Here is a 1069-nt window from a genome sequence, read left to right as displayed (position 1 = left end):
TCTCCTGCCTTCAGAGGTTGTGAACGTCTGAGAAGACGTCCGGGCCCGTCCTGAGGCTCTGCGGTTCCGCCAAGAACTGCAGTCAGGAGGGCCCGGATGCGCGTTCACGCTAACGCGAAGCTCGGACCGGCCGGAAGGCTGGCCCTGGTCTTGTTGATCAAAGAAGGTGCTTCGCTGCGAGCGGCAGCGCAAGTGAGTGCTGTTTCGGTGGCCACGGCCCATCGTTGGTGGCATCGCTGGCTGCAGGCCGACGCTGAGGATCGCGCCCGCGGCGCTTGGCTGGCGGATCGTTCCAGTTGTCCGCATCGCCAGCCGCGACGCACGCCTGAGGAGCTCGCGGTGAGAATCTGCGCGGTTCGCCAGGCCACGGGTTGGGGTCCGCGGTTGGTCGCCGGAGCGACCGGGCAGCCGCACCAGACCGTCTGGAAGGTGCTGCGCCGGCACGGCCTCTCGCGCCGGCCGCCCGCCGATCGCGAGGCTCCTAACCGCTACGAGTGGCCCTGCCCCGGCGATCTGCTGCACATGGACATCTGCAGCTACTCGCGCTTTCGCCGGCCCGGACACCGCACCACCGGCGACCGGTCCCAGCGCAACCGCCAGTGGATGGCCGACAGCACGCGGGTCGGCTACGACTACGCGCACGCGATCGTCGACGACCACTCTCGGTTGGCCTACGTCGAACTGCACGAAGACCAGAAAGCCGCGACCGTCACCGCGTTCTTCGAGCGCGCGTTGGCGTTCTTTGAAAGCCACGACATCAGCACGCGCCGGCTGATGACCGACAACGCCTTCAACTACGTCCGCAACCGCTCGCTCCGCGAGCTGCTCGCCGCGCGCGAGATCCGCCATCTGACCATCCAGCCCTACCGGCCACGCACCAACGGCAAGATCGAACGCTTCCACCAAACCATGGGCCGCGAATGGGCGCACGGCCGCGAATACCCCTCAAGCGCACACCGAGCCAGCCTCCTGGAAGACTGGCTCGAGCACTACAACCACCGGCGACCGCACTCAGCGATCGGCAACCGACCGCCTATCAGCCGCGTTCACAACCTCTAGAGGCAGGACA

At 67.1% G+C, this 1069-nt stretch carries 1 protein-coding gene; it reads left to right on the top strand.

Annotated elements, in window-relative coordinates:
- Positions 1–96 precede the first annotated feature (96 nt).
- The gene (locus OJ962_RS34190; RefSeq protein ID WP_270006958.1) at positions 97–1059 is read left to right on the top strand and encodes an IS481 family transposase; all 963 of its coding nucleotides are present in this window, start codon (positions 97–99) and stop codon (positions 1057–1059) included.
- Positions 1060–1069: the final 10 nt, after the last annotated feature.

The organism is Solirubrobacter deserti, from assembly GCF_027587175.1.
In the GTDB taxonomy this organism is placed as follows: Bacteria; Actinomycetota; Thermoleophilia; order Solirubrobacterales; family Solirubrobacteraceae; genus Solirubrobacter; species Solirubrobacter deserti.
The sequence above is the reverse complement of the archived record's forward strand: the minus strand, read 5'-3'. Positions and strand labels throughout refer to the sequence as shown.